Origin of the sequence: Streptococcus mitis, assembly GCF_946190335.1 — a bacterium.
Taxonomy (GTDB): domain Bacteria; phylum Bacillota; class Bacilli; order Lactobacillales; family Streptococcaceae; genus Streptococcus; species Streptococcus mitis_CH.
In genome coordinates, this window is the sequence record NZ_CAMHZN010000002.1 from 181,399 (window position 1) to 198,302 (window position 16,904).

The 16,904-nt window shown below is 42.1% G+C and carries 14 protein-coding genes and 1 tRNA gene; all 15 read left to right on the top strand.

Annotation, left to right across the window (positions count from 1 at the left end; all coding sequences use genetic code 11):
* Positions 1–7: 7 nt before the first annotated feature.
* The 15 genes from topA to N8O43_RS04610 all read left to right on the top strand — a co-directional run bounded on the left by topA (position 8) and on the right by N8O43_RS04610 (position 16,784).
* Complete coding sequence (topA, locus tag N8O43_RS04540) at positions 8–2,095, top strand: type I DNA topoisomerase (protein ID WP_261089584.1); 2,088 nt, start codon at positions 8–10, stop codon at positions 2,093–2,095.
* 104 nt (positions 2,096–2,199) lie between these two features.
* Complete coding sequence (locus N8O43_RS04545) at positions 2,200–2,559, top strand: YbaN family protein (protein WP_001237214.1); 360 nt, start codon at positions 2,200–2,202, stop codon at positions 2,557–2,559.
* A gap of 92 nt (positions 2,560–2,651) precedes the next feature.
* Positions 2,652–3,284: a copper homeostasis protein CutC gene (locus tag N8O43_RS04550; protein WP_261008948.1), complete on the top strand. Its 633-nt coding sequence runs from the start codon at positions 2,652–2,654 to the stop codon at positions 3,282–3,284.
* A gap of 42 nt (positions 3,285–3,326) precedes the next feature.
* Positions 3,327–3,983, top strand: a complete 657-nt coding sequence (locus N8O43_RS04555; RefSeq protein WP_261008949.1) for an MmcQ/YjbR family DNA-binding protein — start codon at positions 3,327–3,329, stop codon at positions 3,981–3,983.
* Between the two features lie 313 nt (positions 3,984–4,296).
* Entirely contained in the window at positions 4,297–5,859 is a 1,563-nt protein-coding gene (locus tag N8O43_RS04560; RefSeq protein WP_261089585.1) for a 2-isopropylmalate synthase, read from the top strand.
* 11 nt (positions 5,860–5,870) lie between these two features.
* Positions 5,871–6,908, top strand: coding sequence for a 3-isopropylmalate dehydrogenase (gene leuB, locus N8O43_RS04565; RefSeq protein ID WP_261032079.1), 1,038 nt, complete (start codon positions 5,871–5,873; stop codon positions 6,906–6,908).
* Positions 6,905–7,174 carry a DUF1294 domain-containing protein gene (locus N8O43_RS04570; RefSeq protein WP_125385887.1) on the top strand — a complete coding sequence of 90 codons (270 nt, stop codon included), beginning with the start codon at positions 6,905–6,907 and terminating at the stop codon, positions 7,172–7,174. The genes leuB and N8O43_RS04570 overlap by 4 nt, the downstream gene beginning before the upstream one ends.
* Positions 7,175–7,177: 3 nt before the next feature.
* The gene (gene leuC / locus N8O43_RS04575; protein ID WP_261028737.1) at positions 7,178–8,560 is read left to right on the top strand and encodes a 3-isopropylmalate dehydratase large subunit; all 1,383 of its coding nucleotides are present in this window, start codon (positions 7,178–7,180) and stop codon (positions 8,558–8,560) included.
* Positions 8,561–8,569: 9 nt separating this feature from the next.
* A complete protein-coding gene (leuD, locus tag N8O43_RS04580) occupies positions 8,570–9,163 on the top strand; it encodes a 3-isopropylmalate dehydratase small subunit (RefSeq protein ID WP_261089586.1) in 594 nt (197 codons plus the stop codon).
* Between the two features lie 27 nt (positions 9,164–9,190).
* A complete protein-coding gene (locus tag N8O43_RS04585; protein WP_261028742.1) occupies positions 9,191–9,970 on the top strand; it encodes an L-threonylcarbamoyladenylate synthase in 780 nt (259 codons plus the stop codon).
* A 199-nt stretch (positions 9,971–10,169) separates the two neighbouring features.
* Complete coding sequence (locus N8O43_RS04590) at positions 10,170–11,156, top strand: GMP reductase (RefSeq protein ID WP_261089587.1); 987 nt, start codon at positions 10,170–10,172, stop codon at positions 11,154–11,156.
* A 66-nt stretch (positions 11,157–11,222) separates the two neighbouring features.
* A tRNA-Arg gene (locus N8O43_RS04595) sits at positions 11,223–11,294 on the top strand.
* Between the two features lie 182 nt (positions 11,295–11,476).
* Complete coding sequence (gene rnc, locus N8O43_RS04600) at positions 11,477–12,175, top strand: ribonuclease III (protein ID WP_261089588.1); 699 nt, start codon at positions 11,477–11,479, stop codon at positions 12,173–12,175.
* Positions 12,166–15,705, top strand: a complete 3,540-nt coding sequence (gene smc / locus N8O43_RS04605; RefSeq protein ID WP_261089589.1) for a chromosome segregation protein SMC — start codon at positions 12,166–12,168, stop codon at positions 15,703–15,705. Before rnc ends, smc begins: the two co-directional genes overlap by 10 nt.
* Positions 15,706–15,848: 143 nt before the next feature.
* Entirely contained in the window at positions 15,849–16,784 is a 936-nt protein-coding gene (locus N8O43_RS04610) for a bifunctional riboflavin kinase/FAD synthetase (protein ID WP_261065210.1), read from the top strand.
* Positions 16,785–16,904 lie beyond the last annotated feature (120 nt).

Consider the following 16,904-nt stretch of genomic DNA (forward strand, 5'->3'; position numbering starts at 1 on the left):
TGATACTGTGGCTACGGCAACAAAAAAGAAAAAATCAACAGTTAAAAAAAATCTAGTAATCGTGGAGTCGCCTGCTAAGGCCAAGACGATTGAAAAATATCTAGGCAGAAACTACAAGGTTTTAGCTAGTGTTGGGCATATCCGTGATTTGAAGAAATCCAGTATGTCCGTCGATATTGAAAATAATTATGAACCGCAATATATCAATATCCGAGGAAAAGGACCTCTTATTAATGACTTGAAAAAAGAAGCAAAAAAAGCTAATAAAGTCTTTCTGGCGAGTGACCCGGACCGTGAAGGAGAAGCGATTTCTTGGCATTTGGCCCATATTCTCAACTTGGATGAAAATGATGCTAACCGTGTGGTCTTCAATGAAATCACCAAGGATGCGGTCAAAAATGCTTTTAAAGAACCACGCAAGATTGATATGGACTTGGTCGATGCCCAACAGGCTCGTCGTGTTCTAGACCGCTTGGTGGGGTACTCGATTTCGCCTATTTTATGGAAGAAGGTCAAGAAGGGCTTATCAGCAGGGCGAGTACAGTCCATTGCCCTTAAACTCATCATTGACCGTGAAAATGAAATCAATGCCTTCCAGCCAGAAGAATACTGGACAATTGATGCTGTCTTTAAAAAGGGAACCAAGCAATTTCAGGCTTCCTTCTATGGAGTGGATGGCAAAAAGCTGAAATTGACTAGCAATGATGAGGTCAAGGAAGTCTTGTCTCGTCTGACTAGTAAAGACTTTTCAGTGGATCAGGTAGATAAGAAAGAGCGCAAGCGCAATGCTCCTTTACCTTATACCACTTCATCTATGCAGATGGATGCTGCTAATAAAATCAATTTCCGTACTCGAAAGACCATGATGGTTGCCCAACAGCTCTATGAAGGGATTAATATTGGTTCTGGTGTGCAAGGTTTAATTACCTATATGCGTACCGATTCGACTCGTATTAGTCCAGTGGCGCAAAATGAGGCAGCAAGCTTCATTACGGACCGTTTTGGTAGCCAGTATTCTAAGCATGGTAGCAAGGTAAAAAATGCATCAGGTGCTCAGGATGCCCATGAGGCTATTCGTCCGTCTAGTGTCTTTAATACACCTGAAAGCATTGCTAAGTATCTGGATAAGGATCAGCTCAAGCTTTATACCCTTATCTGGAATCGTTTTGTGGCTAGCCAGATGACAGCTGCTGTCTTTGATACCATGGCTGTTAAATTGTCTCAAAATGGGGTTCAATTTGCTGCTAATGGTAGTCAGGTTAAGTTTGATGGTTATCTTGCTATTTATAATGATTCTGACAAGAATAAGATGTTACCGGATATGGCTGTTGGATATGTGGTCAAGCAGGTCAATAGCAAACCAGAGCAACATTTCACTCAACCGCCTGCTCGTTATTCTGAAGCGACACTGATTAAGACCTTGGAGGAAAATGGGGTTGGACGTCCGTCAACCTATGCACCGACCATTGAAACTATTCAGAAACGTTATTATGTTCGCCTTGCAGCCAAACGTTTTGAACCAACAGAGTTGGGAGAAATTGTTAACAAGCTCATCGTTGAATATTTCCCAGATATCGTAAACGTGACCTTTACAGCTGAAATGGAAGGCAAACTGGATGATGTCGAAGTCGGAAAAGAGCAGTGGCAACGTGTCATTGATTCCTTTTACAAACCTTTCTCTAAAGAGGTTGCCAAGGCTGAAGAAGAAATGGAGAAAATCCAAATCAAGGATGAATCAGCTGGATTTGACTGTGAAGTGTGTGGCAGTCCAATGGTCATTAAACTTGGTCGTTTTGGTAAGTTCTACGCTTGTAGCAATTTCCCAGATTGCCGTCATACGCAAGCAATCGTTAAAGAGATTGGTGTTGAGTGTCCAAGTTGTCATCAGGGACAAATCATTGAGCGTAAAACAAAACGTAACCGCCTCTTCTATGGTTGCAATCGCTATCCAGACTGTGAGTTTACCTCTTGGGACAAGCCTGTTGGTCGTGATTGTCCAAAGTGTGGCAATTTCCTCATGGAGAAAAAAGTCCGTGGTGGCGGCAAGCAGGTTATTTGTAGCAAGGGTGATTACGAAGAAGAAAAGATTAAATAAGAAGAGAGTCCTGAAAGTGAATTTCAGGCTTTTTTGGTTAGAACTTGACAAAATTCATCATTTTATGCGAAACTAGAAGAAGATTATTTTAACTAGGAGAAGTTATGCGTCTTATCTATTTGATAATTGGTTTTTTATCACTGGCTTTGGCTATTGTTGGGGTTGTCTTGCCCTTGTTGCCTACAACCCCTTTTCTTTTGTTGTCTATTGCTTGTTTCTCAAGAAGTTCCAAGCGCTTCGAAGACTGGCTTTATCATACCAAGCTCTATCAAGCATATGTAGCTGATTTTCGCGAGACTAAGTCTATTGCGCGTGAACGCAAGAAAAAAATCATTGTATCTATCTACATCTTGATGGGAATTTCCATTTATTTTGCTCCTCTCTTACCAGTCAAAATCGGTCTGGGAGCTTTGACCATCTTTATCACCTATTATCTCTTCAAGGTCATTCCAGACAAAGAATAGTTAAAATAGTAGTTATTTGCCTTGATAAAATTGAAATCATATTCACAACAATATGATATAATAAATTTAAAGTAATCTTCAAGGAGAATCAAATGATTTACGAATTTTGTGCTGAAAATGTGACCTTGCTTGAAAAAGCGATGCAGGCTGGAGCTCGTCGAATCGAACTTTGTGACAATCTAGCAGTTGGTGGGACAACTCCCAGCTATGGAGTGACCAAGGCAGCGGTTGAATTGGCAGCTAACTACGATACAACCATCATGACCATGATTCGTCCACGTGGTGGCGACTTTGTCTATAATGAACTAGAAATTGCAATTATGCTAGAAGACATTCGGTTGGCTGCTCAGGCTGGAAGTCAAGGAGTTGTATTTGGGGGTTTAACTGCTGATAAGAAGTTGGATAAGCCTAATCTTGAAAAGTTAATTGCTGCATCAAAAGGAATGGAAATTGTCTTCCACATGGCCTTTGATGAATTGAGTGATGATGATCAACTGGAAGCTATTGACTGGCTTAGTCAAGCTGGAGTTACTCGTATCCTAACTCGTGCTGGTGTGTCTGGAGATTCACTAGAGAAACGTTTTGCTCACTATCACAGAATTTTGGAACACGCTAAAGGTAAAATTGAAATTCTACCAGGTGGGGGGATTGACCTTGACAACCGTCAAATCTTTATCGACCAACTGGGAGTGACACAATTACATGGTACTAAGGTTGTCTTTTAAAAAATAGAAAGGAACTGCTGCTTAGGGTAGCAGTTTTCACTTATGTTTGAAATTTTTAAATCTTACCAGTTTAATAAAGAAAAAGCTCATGCCTATGGTTTTGTAAAAAATGGGGAAGTCTGGACTTATAGTTGCCAGATTTTGCAGGGTGACTTTGTCATGACTGTGTCCATCACTACTGATAATGTGAGTTTTCAGGTATTTGATCAGGAGACTGGTGACCTCTATCCTCAAGTCCATATGGAAAGCATGAGGGGAAGTTTTGTAGGAAGTGTCCGTGAGGCTTGTTTGGAGATTCTTTACCAGATTCGGAAGGCTTGTTTTGAGGTACAGGATTTTATCTGCCCTCAGACTAAGCGAATCATGACTCAAGTTCAGGAACAGTATGGTAATCAGTTGGAGTATTTGTGGGAGAAATCGCCTGATACGGCAGTGTTAAGACACGAAGGCAATAAAAAGTGGTATGCCGTCTTGATGAAAATCTCTTGGGATAAGCTGGAAAAGGGCAGAGAAGGACAGGTGGAAGCAGTCAACCTCAAACATGACCAAGTAGCTGACTTACTTTCAAAAAAGGGAATTTATTCAGCCTTTCATATGAACAAACGCTACTGGATTAGTGTGTCCCTTGATGATACTTTATCAGATGAAGAAGTACTGGAATTGATAGAAACAAGCTGGAATTTAACTATTAAAAAATGAAACATTTCAAGAATTTTCAAGAACTTTCAATTAGCAAAATATTCTCTACTGAAGAAATTTTCAGAAAATATTGGATTTTTTCTTGACAAGTACTTTTGCCTATGCTAAAATACTAAACAAGATATCAAACGAAGGAGAAAGTCAAACATGAAAACAGCTAAGTTTAATCAATTCGCTTTGTTGTTGAGGTACTCGGGCTAGTGCAAAAAGCATTAGTCCTGTTTGGCTTACCAAGCGGGAGTGAATCAACATCTCGCTTGGACTTCTGAGCGAGATGTTTTTTTAAAACCACATTTGGAAAAGGGGAAATCTTATGAGAACAGTTGAATTTCTAGATACCAGCCTTCGGGATGGAGAACAGACACCGGGTGTTAACTTTTCAATCAAAGAAAAAATTGCCATAGCAAGGCAGCTGGAGAAATGGGGTATTTCAGCCATCGAAGCTGGTTTTCCGGCGGCTAGCCCAGACTCATTTACGGCAGTTCAGGAGATTGCTAAAGTATTGAAGAAAACAGCGGTAACTGGTCTGGCTCGCTCTGTCAAGTCTGATATTGATGCTTGTTACGAGGCTCTCAAGGACGCCAAGTATCCACAGGTTCACGTCTTTATCGCTACCAGTCCGATTCACCGAAAGTATAAGCTCAATAAGAGCAAGGAAGAGATTTTGGAAGCAATCAGTGAGCATGTCTCTTATGCACGTTCCAAGTTTGAAGTGGTCGAATTCTCTCCTGAAGATGCGACCAGAACAGAGTTGGATTTCCTCTTGCAAGTTGTTCAAACAGCGGTTGATGCAGGGGCGTCTTATATCAATATCCCTGATACGGTAGGATTTACCACACCAGAGGAATACGGAGCTATCTTCAAACACTTGATTGAGAATGTCAAGACGGATCGTCAGATTATCTATTCACCACACTGTCATGATGACCTCGGAATGGCAGTAGCTAATAGCCTTGCTGCTGTTAAGAATGGGGCAGGACGTGTCGAAGGAACTATCAACGGTATTGGTGAGCGAGCTGGAAATGCTGCTTTAGAAGAAATAGCAGTTGCGCTCAATATTCGCCAAGATTACTATCAAGCAGAAACCAGTATTGTCCTAAATGAGACCATCAATACGTCAGAAATGGTTTCTCGCTTCTCAGGTATTCCAGTTCCTAAAAACAAGGCTGTGGTCGGTGGCAATGCCTTTTCTCACGAATCTGGTATTCACCAAGACGGAGTCCTTAAAAATCCTCTTACCTATGAAATCATCACTCCTGAATTGGTCGGTGTCAAGAGTAACAGCCTCCCACTTGGAAAATTGTCTGGTCGCCATGCCTTTGTTGAGAAACTAAGAGAACTGGCTCTAGACTTTACAGAAGAGGACATCAAACCACTCTTTGCTAAGTTCAAGGAGCTAGCTGATAAAAAGCAAGAAATCACAGATGCAGATATTCGAGCTATGGTAGCTGGAACCGTGGTTGAAAATCCAGAAGGCTTCCACTTTGATGATTTACAACTTCAAACTCATGAGGATAATAACATCGAAGCGCTTGTTAGCCTAGCTAATATGGATGGTGAGAAAGTTGAGTTCAATGCGACAGGACAAGGTTCTGTTGAAGCAATCTTTAACGCTATCGATAAGTTCTTTAACCAATCCGTCCGTTTGGTGTCTTACACTATTGACGCGGTGACAGATGGAATTGATGCCCAAGCTCGGGTCTTGGTAACTGTTGAAAACAGAGATACAGAAACCATCTTTAACGCAACAGGTCTTGATTTCGATGTGTTGAAGGCTTCGGCTATTGCTTATATCAATGCTAATACCTTTGTTCAAAAAGAGAATGCTGGTGAGATGGGACGTAGTGTTTCCTATCGAGATATGCCTAGTGTGTAAAGGAGAATGCTATGACAAAAAAAATAGTAGCTCTAGCAGGGGACGGAATTGGCCCAGAAATCATGGAGGCTGGTTTAGAAGTCCTGGAAGCCCTAGCTGAAAAACCAGGTTTTGACTATGAGATTGATAGACGACCTTTTGGAGGTGCAGGTATCGATGCTGCAGGGCATCCCTTACCTGATGAAACTCTCAAGGTATGTCGTGAAGCAGATGCCATTCTCCTAGCGGCTATCGGTAGTCCTCAGTATGATGGAGCAGCGGTTCGGCCTGAACAAGGCTTGCTAGCTCTCCGTAAGGAACTCCATCTCTATGCCAATATTCGCCCGGTTAAGATTTTTGAGAGTCTCAAGCATTTGTCACCACTCAAACCAGAACGAATTGCTGGTGTAGACTTTGTCGTAGTGCGTGAGTTGACGGGTGGGATTTATTTTGGAAATCATATCCTTGAAGAGCGCAAAGCGCGTGATATCAACGACTACAGCTATGAAGAAGTAGAGCGGATTATTCGTAAGGCATTTGAAATTGCAAGAAATCGCAGAAAAATCGTTACTAGTATCGATAAGCAAAATGTTCTAGCGACTTCAAAACTCTGGCGGAAAGTAGCTGAGAAGGTCGCACAGGATTTCCCAGATGTGACCTTGGAACACCAGTTGGTGGACTCAGCTGCCATGCTCATGATTACCAATCCTGCTAAGTTTGATGTCATCGTGACGGAGAATCTTTTTGGAGATATTTTATCTGATGAATCAAGCGTCCTATCTGGTACACTTGGGGTTATGCCATCAGCCAGTCATTCTGAAAATGGACCAAGTCTTTATGAACCTATTCACGGTTCAGCGCCTGATATTGCAGGTCAAGGAATTGCCAATCCTATTTCCATGATTTTATCAGTTGCCATGATGTTGAGAGATAGTTTCGGACGTTATGAGGATGCAGAGCGTATCGAGCGTGCTGTTGAGGCAAGTTTGGCAGCTGGAATTTTAACGAGAGATATAGGAGGACAGGCTTCGACCAAGGAAATGACGGAAGCTATTATTGCAAGGTTATGAAGTTAGACGAAAAAATTACTCTAGTCCTTTTGATTTGGAATGTCATGGTTTTCTTGATTTATGGTATTGACAAATCCAAGGCAAGGAGAAGAGCTTGGCGCATCCCAGAGAAAATCTTACTTATTTTAGCCTTTACTTGTGGTGGTTTTGGTGCCTGGCTAGCAGGAATCATCTTTCACCACAAGACTCGAAAATGGTATTTTAAAACAGTTTGGTTTCTTGGGATGATGACCACACTAGTAGCCTTATATGTTATTTGGAGGTAATGGATGGCAGGAAAATCGATTTTTGATAAATTATGGGACCGTCATGTCATCATAGGAGAAGAGGGGCAGCCCCAACTCATGTATGTGGACCAGCACTATATTCATGAAGTGACCAGCCCTCAAGCCTTTCAAGGATTACGAGACGCAGGTCGCAGATTGAGACGACCAGACTTGACATTTGGAACCTTTGACCACAATGTCCCGACGGTCAATATCTACGATATTCGAGATGTCATTTCCAAGGCTCAAATTGATAAGCTTGCTGAAAATGTTGAGGAGTTTGGGATTGAACATGCGGCCCATGGTTCTGAAAAACAGGGAATCGTGCACATGGTAGGTCCAGAAACAGGAAGAACTCAACCAGGAAAATTCATTGTCTGTGGAGACAGCCATACGGCAACCCATGGAGCTTTTGGAGCCATCGCCTTTGGGATTGGGACTAGTGAGGTTGAGCATGTCTTCGCTACCCAGACCCTCTGGCAGGTTAAACCTAAGAAAATGTTGGTTGAATTCACTGGAGTTCCTCAAAAAGGAGTTTATTCCAAGGATTTCATTTTAGCCTTGATTGCCAAGTACGGCGTTGCTTGTGGTGTTGGCTACGTGGTTGAATATCGTGGACAAGCTATTGATGCACTGAGCATGGAAGAACGAATGACCATCTGCAATATGTCCATCGAGTTTGGATCCAAGATGGGAATCATGAATCCGGACCAAACCACCTATGATTATCTCAAGGGACGGGAATGTGTTCCAGAGGACTTTGAAGAGGCTGTGGCAGATTGGAAGACCCTTGTCAGTGATGAGAATGTCGTTTACGATAAGGTTATCCAGATGGATGTCTCAGACCTTGCTCCTATGGTGACCTGGGGAACCAACCCTGCTATGGGGGTTGACTTTGACAGTAGTTTCCCAGAAATTAAGGATATGAATGATGAACGAGCCTACAATTATATGGATTTGGAACCAGGTCAAAAGCCAGCAGATATTGAACTAGGTTATATCTTTATCGGCTCTTGTACCAATGCTCGTCTCAGCGATTTGCAACTGGCTGCGCGATTTGTTAAAGGGAAGAAAATTGCTTCCAACTTAACGGCTATCGTGGTTCCAGGCTCTCGTCCTGTGAAACGAGCTGCTGAAAAGTTGGGCTTGGACAAGGTCTTTCTAGATGCTGGTTTTGAGTGGAGAGACCCAGGTTGCTCTATGTGCCTAGGGATGAATCCTGACAAGGTTCCAGATGGCGTTCACTGCGCCTCAACCAGCAATCGAAATTTTGAAGACAGACAAGGCTTTGGCGCTAAGACCCATCTCTGCAGTCCAGCCATGGCAGCTGCGGCAGCTATTGCAGGGCGCTTCGTAGATGTTCGGCAAATGCCAGAAGCTCAGTAAGGAGAGGATATGGAGAAATTTACAGTTTATACGGGAACGACCGTTCCTCTCATGAATGATAACATTGACACTGACCAAATCCTACCCAAGCAGTTTCTCAAGTTAATCGATAAGAAAGGCTTTGGTAAGTACCTCATGTATGCTTGGCGTTATCTGGATGACAAGTATACTGAGGACCCAGACTTTGTCTTTAACCGACCTGAATATCGGAAAGCCAGTATTCTCATCTCAGGGGATAACTTTGGGGCAGGATCTTCGAGGGAACACGCAGCTTGGGCTCTAGCGGACTATGGTTTCAAGGTCGTGATTGCAGGGTCTTTTGGTGATATTCATTACAATAATGAACTCAATAATGGCATGTTGCCTATTGTACAGCCCAGAGAGGTTCGAGAGAAACTAGCTCAGCTACAACCAAGTGACCAGGTAACTGTGGACTTGGAACAACAAAAAATCATCTCACCAGTTGGAGAATTCACTTTCGAAATCGATAGCGAGTGGAAACATAAACTCTTAAATGGTTTGGATGATATCGGTATTACTTTGCAGTATGAAGATTTGATTGCTGCTTATGAAAAACAACGTCCAGCCTATTGGCAGAATTAGAAGAAAAATAGAAAAGGAAATAGAACTATGACAAAACACATTCAATGGAACGGAACACTTTCACAAGAAGGCTATGACATTTTAAAAGGTGAGAGCGGTTGTATTGTTTGCCCTACTAAAGTTGGTTACATCATCATGACTAGCGATAAGGCAGGACTTGAACGCAAGTTTGAAGCTAAAGAGCGTAACCGTAACAAACCAGGTGTTGTTCTCTGCGGTAGCATGGATGAGCTTCGCGCTTTAGCACAACTCAACCCAGAAATTGAAGCCTTTTACCAAAAACATTGGGACGAAGACATTCTTCTTGGTTGTATCCTTCCTTGGAAACCAGAAGCCTTTGAAAAACTAAAAGCATACGGTGATGGCCGTGAAGAACTTATGACTGACGTGCGTGGTACTAGCTGCTTTGTTATCAAATTTGGGAAAGCTGGTGAACAATTGGCTGCCAAACTTTGGGAAGAAGGCAAGATGGTATACGCTTCATCTGCAAACCCATCTGGAAAAGGAAATCGTGGTAAGGTAGAAGGAATTGGAGAACGTATCGAAGGCGCAGTGGACCTTGTTATCGAGGCAGACGACTATGTGGCATCTATCCAGCCTGACAAAACGATTGAAACTCGCTACGAGCAAGGTGTGATGGTCTCTATGGTCGATAAAGACGGCAAACTCATCCCAGAACAAGGAGGAGCACGCTCAACTTCACCAGCTCCAGTTGTAATCCGCAAAGGGCTTGATATTGATAAGATTATGATGCACTTGTCAGATACCTTTAACTCATGGGACTACCGTCAGGGTGAGTATTATTAGAATGTAGAAGAAGTGGGGAGAAAATAATCTCTCCTCTTTTCTGTCTTTGATATAATCAAAACCCGAACAATATATTTTAATTTATAAAATTATTTGACAAAAACTGTACTTTAGTTTATAATAAATTAAGGAAACGTCGGAAAAGACGTAGTGATGCGAAAGCATAGGTAGGTCATTACAAAAGAAACGAGACATCGATATGTTAAATGAATTTCCAATTTTTGATTACGAAGATATTCAATTGATTCCAAATAAATGTGTGATTAAAAGCCGTGCAGAAGCGGATACAAGTGTCACTCTAGGAAATCATACCTTTAAACTACCTGTTGTACCAGCAAATATGCAGACGATTTTGGATGAAAATGTAGCAGAGCAACTAGCTAAAGGGGGCTACTTCTACATTATGCACCGTTTTGATGAGGAAGGACGCATTCCTTTTATTAAACGAATGCACGATCAAGGGCTCATTGCTTCTATCTCTGTCGGTGTTAAGGACTATGAGTATGATTTCGTTAGCCAACTCAAGGCTGATGCTCCGGAATATATCACGATTGACATTGCTCACGGTCATGCGGATAGCGTGATTTCTATGATTCAACACATCAAGAAAGAATTGCCAGATACTTTTGTCATTGCTGGAAATGTGGGAACACCAGAAGCCGTGCGTGAATTGGAAAATGCTGGTGCGGATGCTACTAAGGTCGGAATCGGTCCTGGTAAGGTTTGTATCACCAAGGTCAAGACTGGTTTTGGTACAGGTGGTTGGCAATTGGCTGCTCTCCGCTGGTGTGCTAAGGCTGCACGTAAACCGATTATTGCTGATGGAGGAATTCGTACTCATGGCGATATTGCCAAGTCTATCCGCTTCGGTGCTAGCATGGTCATGATTGGTTCCCTCTTTGCAGGACATATTGAAAGTCCAGGGAAAACGATTGAAGTCGATGGTGAACAGTTCAAAGAATATTATGGTTCAGCCTCACAATATCAAAAAGGTGCTTACAAAAATGTGGAGGGCAAACGCATCTTGCTTCCTGCAAAAGGTCATTTGCAAGACACTTTAACTGAGATGGAACAAGACCTTCAAAGTGCTATTTCTTATGCAGGTGGACGTCAGGTTGCTGACCTTAAACACGTTGATTATGTTATCGTGAAAAACTCGATCTGGAATGGGGATGCTTCCCACTAAGACGGGCTACCTCACTAGAAAAAAACTTGTTATTAGAGCAAATTTCTGTTATAATAAAACAAGTTTCCACCCTTAGTGTAATGGATATCACGTAAGATTCCGGTTCTTGAGATGGGGGTTCGATTCCCTCAGGGTGGATGTAAACATCCTAAAAAGCCTTTAATAGGGCTTTTTTCTTTACACAGCCCTAAATTGGCCCTTAAAACTGAAAATCTCTTTTTAAAGAATTCCCAAATGCTCTCTAGTCCCGTTTTAAAGTGACTCAGGGGGCTTTTTTTGATATAATAAAAAGGACTGTTATCAGTTAGAAAGAGGTTGGTATGAAAGAATTACAAACTGTACTTAAAAACCATTTTGCAATCGAATTTGCAGACAAAAACTTACTGGAGACTGCCTTTACTCATACGAGTTATGCCAATGAGCACCGCCTCTTAAAAATTTCACACAATGAACGCTTGGAATTTTTAGGAGACGCTGTTCTACAGTTATTGATTTCAGAATATCTGTATAAAAAATATCCTAAAAAGCCTGAAGGGGACCTATCAAAACTCCGTGCCATGATTGTTCGCGAGGAGAGTTTGGCTGGTTTTGCGCGTGATTGCCAGTTTGACCAGTTTATCAAGCTGGGTAAAGGGGAAGAAAAATCTGGTGGTCGCAATCGTGACACCATTCTTGGTGATGCCTTTGAAGCCTTTCTTGGTGCCCTCCTTTTGGACAAGGATGTGGCCAAGGTCAAGGGATTTATCTATCAAGTCATGATTCCTAAGGTTGAAGCAGGCGAGTTTGAGATGATTACAGACTACAAAACCCATCTCCAAGAGTTGCTTCAGGTTAATGGTGATGTGGCTATCCGTTATCAGGTAATTTCTGAAACGGGTCCTGCCCACGATAAGGTTTTTGATGTAGAAGTTCTGGTGGAAGGCAAGAGCATTGGTCAAGGTCAAGGTCGTTCTAAGAAATTAGCAGAGCAAGAAGCTGCCAAAAATGCCGTTGAGAAAGGGCTGGATTCATGTATTTAAAGGAAATCGAAATTCAGGGATTCAAGTCTTTTGCTGACAAGACAAAGGTCGTCTTTGACCAAGGTGTGACTGCTGTCGTTGGACCCAATGGATCTGGAAAGTCGAATATTACAGAAAGTCTGCGTTGGGCCTTGGGAGAGTCAAGTGTTAAGAGTCTCCGTGGCGGCAAGATGCCAGATGTCATTTTTGCTGGAACTGAAAGTCGCAAACCGCTCAATTATGCTTCTGTAGTTGTGACTTTGGATAATAATGACGGATTTATCAAGGATGCAGGTCATGAAATCAGGGTAGAACGTCATATCTATCGCAGCGGAGATAGCGAATACAAGATTGACGGTAAGAAAGTACGTCTGCGTGATATTCATGATCTTTTCTTGGATACAGGTTTGGGACGAGATTCCTTCTCCATTATTTCCCAAGGGAAGGTTGAGGAGATTTTCAACTCCAAGCCTGAGGAACGTCGTGCCATTTTCGAAGAAGCTGCAGGAGTTTTGAAATACAAGACTCGCAGAAAAGAAACTGAGAGCAAATTGCAACAAACTCAGGATAATCTGAATCGTCTAGAAGACATTATCTACGAGTTGGATAATCAAATCAAGCCTCTTGAGAAGCAAGCTGAAAATGCTCGTAAGTTTCTAGACTTGGAAGGCCAACGTAAAGCTATTTACTTGGATGTTTTGGTTGCTCAAATCAAGGAAAATAAGGCTGAACTAGAGTTGACAGAAGAAGAGTTGGCTCAGGTTCAGGAACTCTTGACGAGCTACTACCAAAAGCGGGAAAAATTAGAGGAAGAAAATCAGAATCTCAAGAAGCAACGCCAAGATTTACAGGCTGAAATGGCCAAAGACCAAGGCAGTTTGATGGATTTGACCAGTCTGATTAGTGATTTAGAGAGAAAATTAGCCCTATCGAAATTAGAATCTGAGCAAGTAGCTCTGAATCAACAGGAAGCACAAGCTCGTTTGGCTGCTTTGGAGGATAAGAGAAATGCTCTAAGTCAGGAAAAGACTGAAAAAGAAAGCTCTTTAGCCCTCTTAGAAGAAAATCTAGTCCAAAATAATCAAAAACTCAATCGTTTAGAAGCTGAATTGTTGGCTTTTTCAGATAATCCTGATCAAATGATTGAGCTCTTGCGTGAACGCTTTGTCGCTCTTTTACAAGAAGAAGCAGATGTGTCAAACCAACTAACCCGTATCGAGAATGAGTTGGAAAATAGTCGTCAGCTTTCTCAAAAACAAGCAGATCAACTACAAAAGCTGAAAGAACAGCTGGCTACAGCTAAAGAGAAGGCTAGTCAGCAAAAAGAAGAGCTTGAAACTGCCAAGGAGCAGGTTCAGAAATTATTGGCCGACTATCAAGCTATTGCCAAGGAGCAAGAGGAACAGAAAACTTCCTATCAAGCTCAACAAAGTCAACTCTTTGACCGTCTGGACAGTCTTAAAAACAAGCAGGCGAGAGCTCAGAGTTTGGAAAATATCCTGAGAAATCATAGTAACTTTTATGCAGGTGTTAAGAGTGTTCTCCAAGAAAAAGCCCGCCTTGGTGGAATTATTGGTGCAGTCAGTGAGCACCTGACCTTTGATGTGCATTATCAAACTGCCCTAGAGATTGCGCTTGGAGCCAGCAGTCAGCATATCATCGTAGAAGATGAAGAGGCAGCAACCAAGGCGATTGATTTCCTCAAACGAAACAGAGCAGGTCGTGCAACCTTCCTTCCGTTGACGACTATCAAGGCTCGTACGATTTCAAGTCAGAACCAAGATACTATCGCATCAAGTTCAGGCTTCCTTGGTATGGCTGATGAGTTGGTGGCATTTGATAAGAGACTGGAAGCTATTTTCAAGAACTTGCTAGCTACGACGGCTATTTTTGATACTGTAGAGCATGCGCGTGCAGCAGCTCGCCAGGTTCGTTATCAGGTTCGTATGGTGACTTTGGACGGTACAGAGTTGCGCACAGGTGGTTCTTACGCAGGTGGAGCCAATCGCCAGAATAACAGTATTTTTATCAAGCCAGAGCTGAAGCAATTGCAAAAAGAAATTGCTGAAGAAGAAGCAAGCTTGCGTTCAGAAGAGGCGACTTTGAAGACCTTGCAAGATGAGATGACTAGATTGACAGAAAGATTAGAAGCAATCAAATCTCTAGGAGAGCAGGCTCGTATTCAGGAGCAGGGCTTATCCCTCTCTTATCAGCAAACCAGTCAGCAAGTTGAAGAGTTAGAAACTCTTTGGAAACTCCAAGAAGAGGAATTAGATCGTCTTTCTGAAGGAGATTGGCAAGCAGACAAGGAAAAATGCCAAGAGCGTCTTGCTACAATCGCCAGTGACAAGCAAAATCTGGAAGCTGAGATTGAAGAAATTAAGTCTAACAAAAACGCCATCCAAGAACGCTATCAAAACTTGCAGGAAGAGGTAGCGCAAGCTCGCCTGCTTAAGACAGAACTGCAAGGGCAAAAACGTTACGAAGTTGCGGATATTGAACGTTTACGCAAGGAATTGGATAATCTGGATATCGAACAAGAAGAAATCCAGCGCCTTCTCCAAAAAAAGGTTGATAATATTGAGAAGGTTGATATAGAATTGCTCAGTCAACAGGCCGAAGAAGCCAAAACTCAGAAAACAAACCTCCAACAAGGTTTAATTCGCAAGCAGTTTGAGTTGGATGATATTGAAGGTCAACTGGATGATATTGCTAGTCATTTGGATCAGGCTCGCCAGCAGAATGAGGAGTGGATTCGCAAGCAAACACGTGTTGAAGCCAAGAAAGAAAAGATCAGCGAGCGCTTGCGCCATCTACAAAGTCAATTGACAGACCAGTATCAGATTAGCTATACTGAGGCTCTAGAAAAAGCACATGAGTTGGAAAATCTCAATCTGGCAGAGCAAGAGGTACAGGATTTGGAGAAGGCTATTCGCTCACTGGGTCCAGTCAACTTGGATGCTATTGACCAGTACGAAGAAGTACACAACCGTCTGGACTTTCTAAATAGTCAGCGAGATGATATTTTGTCAGCGAAAAATCTGCTCCTAGAGACTATCACAGAGATGAATGATGAGGTCAAGGAACGCTTTAAATCAACCTTTGAAGCCATTCGTGAGTCCTTTAAAGTGACCTTCAAGCAGATGTTTGGCGGAGGTCAGGCAGACCTGATTTTGACTGAGGGAGACTTATTGACAGCAGGGGTTGAGATTTCTGTTCAACCACCAGGCAAGAAAATCCAGTCTCTTAATCTCATGAGTGGAGGGGAAAAAGCCCTATCGGCTCTTGCCTTGCTCTTCTCCATTATCCGAGTTAAGACTATCCCGTTTGTTATCTTGGATGAGGTAGAGGCTGCGCTGGACGAAGCCAATGTTAAACGCTTTGGAGATTACCTCAACCGTTTTGACAAGGACAGCCAGTTTATCGTCGTAACCCACCGTAAGGGAACCATGGCAGCAGCCGATTCTATTTATGGAGTGACCATGCAAGAATCAGGTGTCTCAAAAATTGTTTCGGTGAAGTTAAAAGATTTGGAAGAAACAGTAGACTAGTTACCAAACGATAGCATCTCTTAGGGGATGCTATTTTTTAAAACTAACATCTTGAATGATTTTTTAAGGTCAGTTCAGGGGCAAAAAACGACATTTGGGCTTTCCTTTTAGCGAAAAGGCTTTCTCTATGATATAATAGTTTCATGATTACAACAGTACCTATAAAAAATGAAAAAGACATCGCAGTACCTGATAAAACAGTTCTTGTATTAGGATATTTTGACGGTATTCATAAAGGACATCAGAAGCTTTTTGAAGTAGCTAGCAAGGCTTCTATGAAAGAATATCTACCAGTTGTCGTGATGACCTTTACAGAGTCCCCTAAGCTTGCTTTGCAACCGTACCAGCCAGAATTAATGCTTCATATTGTTAGCCATGAAGAACGAGAACATAAGATGAAATGGCATGGAGTAGAGGCTCTTTTCTTACTTGACTTTAGTAGTAAATTTGCTAGTTTAACGGGGCAAGAGTTCTTTGATACCTATGTTAGAGCATTAAAACCAGCGATTATTGTAGCGGGATTTGATTACACGTTTGGTTCTGATAAGAAAACTGCGGATGATTTGAAGGACTATTTTGATGGAGAAATCATCATTGTTCCTCCCGTTGAGGATGAAAAGGGGAAAATTAGTTCTACTCGTATTCGTCAAGCTATTCTTGATGGAGATGTCAGAGAAGCTGGTCAGTTACTTGGCACTCCTCTACCATCACGTGGAATGGTTGTTCATGGCAATGCTCGTGGACGGACTATCGGTTACCCAACAGCAAACTTAGTTTTAAGAGATCGAACCTATATGCCAGCTGATGGTGTTTACGTAGTCGATGTCGAAGTGCAGCGTAAAAGATATCGTGGAATGGCGAGTGTCGGGAAAAATGTTACTTTCGATGGAGAAGAGCCACGTTTTGAAGTCAATATTTTTGATTTTTCAGATGACATTTACGGTGAGACAGTCATTGTCTACTGGCTAGACCGTGTCCGTGAAATGGTCAAATTTGACTCTGTTGAAGAACTGGTAGACCAACTCCATAAAGATGAAGAAATTGCTCGGAATTGGAATGATGGAGATTCTGTCATTTAAAGGTCTCAGGTATAGAAAATGTCTGAAAAAGCTACTAGATGGATTAGTTATTTTGGTAGTAGTTTTGATAGTTTGATACAAAGCACTTTCAGTCCTCCTAGTTTCCTATTTTAGTAACTG

Bases quoted from the DNA above. Each gene is read 5' to 3' on its own strand.
- N8O43_RS04545 (WP_001237214.1), top strand. From the start codon at position 2,200: ATGCGTCTTATCTATTTGATAATTGGTTTTTTATCACTGGCTTTGGCT.
- N8O43_RS04550 (WP_261008948.1), top strand. From the start codon at position 2,652: ATGATTTACGAATTTTGTGCTGAAAATGTGACCTTGCTTGAAAAAGCG.
- N8O43_RS04555 (WP_261008949.1), top strand. From the start codon at position 3,327: ATGTTTGAAATTTTTAAATCTTACCAGTTTAATAAAGAAAAAGCTCAT.
- N8O43_RS04560 (WP_261089585.1), top strand. From the start codon at position 4,297: ATGAGAACAGTTGAATTTCTAGATACCAGCCTTCGGGATGGAGAACAG.
- leuB (WP_261032079.1), top strand. From the start codon at position 5,871: ATGACAAAAAAAATAGTAGCTCTAGCAGGGGACGGAATTGGCCCAGAA.
- N8O43_RS04570 (WP_125385887.1), top strand. From the start codon at position 6,905: ATGAAGTTAGACGAAAAAATTACTCTAGTCCTTTTGATTTGGAATGTC.
- leuC (WP_261028737.1), top strand. From the start codon at position 7,178: ATGGCAGGAAAATCGATTTTTGATAAATTATGGGACCGTCATGTCATC.
- leuD (WP_261089586.1), top strand. From the start codon at position 8,570: ATGGAGAAATTTACAGTTTATACGGGAACGACCGTTCCTCTCATGAAT.
- N8O43_RS04585 (WP_261028742.1), top strand. From the start codon at position 9,191: ATGACAAAACACATTCAATGGAACGGAACACTTTCACAAGAAGGCTAT.
- N8O43_RS04590 (WP_261089587.1), top strand. From the start codon at position 10,170: ATGTTAAATGAATTTCCAATTTTTGATTACGAAGATATTCAATTGATT.
- rnc (WP_261089588.1), top strand. From the start codon at position 11,477: ATGAAAGAATTACAAACTGTACTTAAAAACCATTTTGCAATCGAATTT.
- smc (WP_261089589.1), top strand. From the start codon at position 12,166: ATGTATTTAAAGGAAATCGAAATTCAGGGATTCAAGTCTTTTGCTGAC.
- N8O43_RS04610 (WP_261065210.1), top strand. From the start codon at position 15,849: ATGATTACAACAGTACCTATAAAAAATGAAAAAGACATCGCAGTACCT.